Origin of the sequence: Pseudomonas sp. 2995-1 (genome assembly GCF_002742505.1) — a bacterium.
GTDB classification, from domain to species: domain Bacteria; phylum Pseudomonadota; class Gammaproteobacteria; order Pseudomonadales; family Pseudomonadaceae; genus Aquipseudomonas; species Aquipseudomonas sivasensis.
This window is the reverse complement of sequence record NZ_LJSA01000535.1, coordinates 1-302: the sequence shown is the minus strand read 5'-3', so window position 1 is coordinate 302 and position 302 is coordinate 1. Positions and strand designations below refer to the sequence as shown.

General features: G+C 34.1%; 1 protein-coding gene. It reads left to right on the top strand.

What is annotated here, in order from left to right; translation table 11 throughout:
- Positions 1-216: hypothetical protein (locus AOA61_RS27720; RefSeq protein ID WP_218197394.1), on the top strand; the 216-nt coding region annotated here is incomplete at its 5' end.
- Between the last annotated feature and the right edge of the window lie 86 nt (positions 217-302).

The following is a 302-nucleotide window of genomic DNA, read 5'->3' as shown; positions in this document are numbered from 1 at the left end:
GAAGAGACATTGAAAGAACTTTTAACATATGCAAAAAATCAGCAAGAAGAGCATTTTAGTAATGGAAGATTTATTCGAAATTTATTAGAAAGAGCCATAAGGTCTCAGGCAGTACGTCTTTTAGAAGAAGGCGACTATGGGAAAGCTGAGTTAATGACTTTGAAAAGTACTTATCTTAAAAAAGCATACCACCATACAGATGTTAAATTGGAATAAGAAGAGAGAAAAGTAATTTGGAAAAGGAAATGCAAGTGAATGAAGAGCGTGTCCTTCTTGTTGGTGTTAAATCAGCAGAGACAAAC